The organism is Pseudoxanthobacter sp. (genome assembly GCF_036822375.1).
GTDB lineage: Bacteria > Pseudomonadota > Alphaproteobacteria > Rhizobiales > Segnochrobactraceae > Pseudoxanthobacter.
In genome coordinates this window covers 1458-4707 of the sequence record NZ_DAISHT010000244.1, presented here as the reverse complement: position 1 = coordinate 4707, position 3250 = coordinate 1458, and the positions used below count along the sequence as shown (strand labels likewise).

3 protein-coding genes are annotated in these 3250 nt (G+C 67.5%); all 3 read right to left on the bottom strand.

Features of this window, described 5'->3' with window-relative positions; translation table 11 throughout:
* Nucleotides 1–3 precede the first annotated feature (3 nt).
* The 3 genes from V7067_RS15675 to tyrS all read right to left on the bottom strand — a co-directional run bounded on the left by V7067_RS15675 (nucleotide 4) and on the right by tyrS (nucleotide 3094).
* On the bottom strand, nucleotides 4–636 hold the full coding sequence (locus V7067_RS15675) for a 2OG-Fe(II) oxygenase (protein WP_334176839.1): 633 nt from the start codon (nucleotides 634–636) through the stop codon (nucleotides 4–6).
* 94 nt (nucleotides 637–730) lie between these two features.
* Complete coding sequence (locus V7067_RS15670; protein ID WP_334176838.1) at nucleotides 731–1750, bottom strand: mitochondrial fission ELM1 family protein; 1020 nt, start codon at nucleotides 1748–1750, stop codon at nucleotides 731–733.
* Between the two features lie 90 nt (nucleotides 1751–1840).
* A complete protein-coding gene (gene tyrS / locus V7067_RS15665) occupies nucleotides 1841–3094 on the bottom strand; it encodes a tyrosine--tRNA ligase (protein ID WP_334176837.1) in 1254 nt (417 codons plus the stop codon).
* Between the last annotated feature and the right edge of the window lie 156 nt (nucleotides 3095–3250).

The window sequence follows — 3250 nt, the reverse complement described above, 5'->3', positions numbered from 1 at the left end:
CGGTCAGCTGGCTTTGCGGAACGGGTTGAGCTTCTTCACCGCGGTGGAGATGCGGTGGCGGCGCTGCTCGTGGGCGACCACGTCGTCGTCGGTCACCCAGTTCATCTGGATGGCGCGGCGGCGGCCCTCGAACGGCTCATGGCCGTGCCAGGAGTTGTCGGAGCGGCGGAACACCAGCAGCGTGCCGCCATGGGGCGGCACCTCGGCCACATAGTCTTCCAGATTGTCGCCGGACCGCAGAATGCGCAGGCGGCCGCCGTCGGCATCCCATTCCTGATTCATGTAGACTAGAACGGTGATGACCTTGGTGGTGGAATCGGTGTGGATCTTGCCGTCCGTCTTCCGGCAATAGCCGCGCACGGTATACATCGTCGGCCGGTCCGACAGGTCGAGGCCGAACTTCTCCTCGATCATCGCGCGGAAACGCGGTCCGTCGAGCTCTTTCATCACCGCGGCAAAGTTGCCGTGGATATCGAGCTCTGACGGCGGGTGGGAGCCGGGGCCGGGCACCTGCGGGTAGTCGTCGATGATGCCCTGCAGCTTGTCGCCCAGCACGAAGTTCGGCACGACGAGATAATCGAACGGGTCTTTCTGCAGCGGGGTGGACGCCAGCGCGTCGTAGTCGAGATAGCTCATTGTTATCGTGCGCGCCCTTCCGGGGTCGCGCCTCCCGTTGGAGGGGCCGCCGGGCTTCACGGCACCCGGCCTGTTCCCCGGCCAGCCACGAACCTCACCCCGCGGTGCCGCGCCCCCGGGCGCGCGCGGCGAAGGCTGCGCGCACGGCTTCGACGATCACGGCTGTCGCATTTAAGGGCTTGTAGGTCCAGGCCGCAAGAGTGGCTGTCGAATTCGGCTTTTGCGAGGCATTTGCATCCGGCTCAAGCCAGCGCATGGCGCCTTTTTCGATCAGCCCGTCGTGGAAGGCCGCGAATTTCGGTGAGCCGCCTTCCAGTCGCCAGGCATGGATCGGCTTGCCGGTGAAGGCAGCCTCGCCGAGCATATTCACGGAATCGCAGGTCACGACGAAGTTGCCGGCGGCGCCGAGAATGCCGAAATAGGGGTTGGCGCCGGTCTCGCCATCCCAGACCCACGCCGGGGTGTTGCCGAGTGCGGCCCGGAACGCCGCCAGCGGCTCTTTGCCGGTGCGCCGCGAGGGTGTCACCAGCAGGCTGCCGCCGGTCTGCGCCGCAATGCGGGCAAGGGCCGCGCCCAGCCGGCGGGCATCGTCCTCGTTGAAGCGATAGGCGCCGCTGGCCCCGCCGAGGATGACGCCGGTCCACGGATGCGGCAGGTCCTGCCACAGGGGCGCGAAACCGGCCGCGCCCTGCGCCAGCCCCTCTGCGCTCAGCGTGTTGGGCGAGGTCAGGGTGGAGATGACGTTGGGGCCGCTGACGCCGTCATGGTCGTTGACCCAGACGAGATCGAAGGTCGACGGCGCCACGACCGGGTTCTGCAACGCCAGCACGAAAGTGGCGCCGCCGGCCTTGCGGCGGATCATGCGCGCATAAGGAATGGCCTGCCGGCCGGAGACGACGACGAGATCCGGCCACGGCGGCACGATGGCGGCATCCGGCTGCGCCGGGCCCCAGGGCGCGAACCACGACCACGGCGCCGACGGGCTGACACGCTTCAGCACCGGTTCCAGCCCGAGTGCGGCGATGATACCGCGGCACTGCACCTCGTGTCCCGCGCTGCCGGGGGTGAGCGACCAGGCGGTGCGCGGAGCGGAGGGAAGGGAAAGGGAGGGCATGGCAGGTCTGTCCGGCTTCTGAAGAAGGCCTGCCCGCACGGGATGGGTGCGGGCGGGCCGGCGTTGTTCCGGTGGCGTTCGGGCGCCGGCTCAGACCGGCTTCACAAGAACGTGCTTCTTCTTGCCGACGGAGATCTTGATCACGCCCCCGGCGGCAAGGCTGGCGTCGTTCAGCGTGGTGCGGTCGTCGCTCACGACCACATCGTTGATGCGCACCGCGCCGCCCTGAATGTGGCGCCGCACCTCGCCGTTGGAGGCGGCAAGGCCCGCGCGCACCACGGCGCTGAGCAGCCCGATGCCGGCCGAAAGCTCGGCCGCCGGCACCTCGATGGTCGGCAGCGAGGCGGCCAGCCGGCCTTCCTCGAAGGTGCTGCGCGCGGTCTCGGCCGCTTCCTCCGCCGCGGCGCGGCCGTGCATCAGCGCGGTCGTCTCGGTGGCGAGGATCTTCTTCGCCTCGTTCAGCTCCTGCCCGCCGAGGGCCGCCAGCCGGGCGATCTCCGGGAGCGGCATTTCGGTGAAGAGCTTCAGGAAGCGTTCCACGTCGGCATCGGCGGTGTTGCGCCAGAACTGCCAGTAATCGTAGGGCGACAGCAGGTCGGCGTTGAGCCACACCGCGCCGGCGGCGGTCTTGCCCATCTTGGCGCCCGAGGCGGTGGTCAGCAGCGGCGTGGTGAGGGCGAACAGCTGGGCATCGATCATACGGCGGCCGAGTTCGATGCCGTTGACGATGTTGCCCCACTGGTCGGAGCCGCCCATCTGCAGCACGCAGCCGGTGCGCTTGTGCAGTTCCACGAAGTCGTAGGCCTGCAGGATCATGTAGTTGAATTCGAGGAAGGTCAGCGGCTGTTCGCGCTCAAGCCGCAGCTTCACCGAATCGAAGGTGAGCATGCGGTTGACCGTGAAGTGACGGCCGACCTCGCGCAGCAGCGGAATATATTTCAGCTCGTCCAGCCACTCCGCATTGTTGGCCATGACCGCGCCGGTGGGGCTGTCGCCATAGGAGAGGAAGCGGTCGAAGGCGCGGCGGATGCCGAGAATGTTCTCGTCGATCTGTTCGTTGGTGAGCAGCTTGCGCGCCTCATCCTTGCCCGAAGGATCGCCGATCTTGGTGGTACCGCCGCCCATCAGCGTGATCGGCCGGTGGCCGGTCTGCTGGGCAACGCGCAGCATCATGATGGAAATGAGGTGACCGACATGCAGGCTGGAGCCGGTGGCATCGAAGCCGATATAGGCGGTGATGGGACCCGCAGCCGCCTTTGCATCCAGACCCTCAAGGTCCGAGCACTGGTGGATGTAGCCGCGTTCGGCGAGCGTGTTCAGAAACTCGGACTTGTAGGTCGCCATACTTCCAGATCCCGGTTCAACCCGACTTCGGCTGCCGGCCGGGTGCATCCGCGCAGCCGGCAGTCTGTGGCGGGTCTATAGCCTTTATCGCCGGCTTTCGCCATCTTGTCGGGATGCCGGGCAGGCATTCGCCCGCCGGGCGGCGGCTCTGCCGCC

Excerpts from the sequence above, each read along its gene's own strand:
- tyrS (WP_334176837.1), bottom strand. The coding sequence starts at position 3,094 with ATGGCGACCTACAAGTCCGAGTTTCTGAACACGCTCGCCGAACGCGGC.
- V7067_RS15675 (WP_334176839.1), bottom strand. The coding sequence starts at position 636 with ATGAGCTATCTCGACTACGACGCGCTGGCGTCCACCCCGCTGCAGAAA.
- V7067_RS15670 (WP_334176838.1), bottom strand. The coding sequence starts at position 1,750 with ATGCCCTCCCTTTCCCTTCCCTCCGCTCCGCGCACCGCCTGGTCGCTC.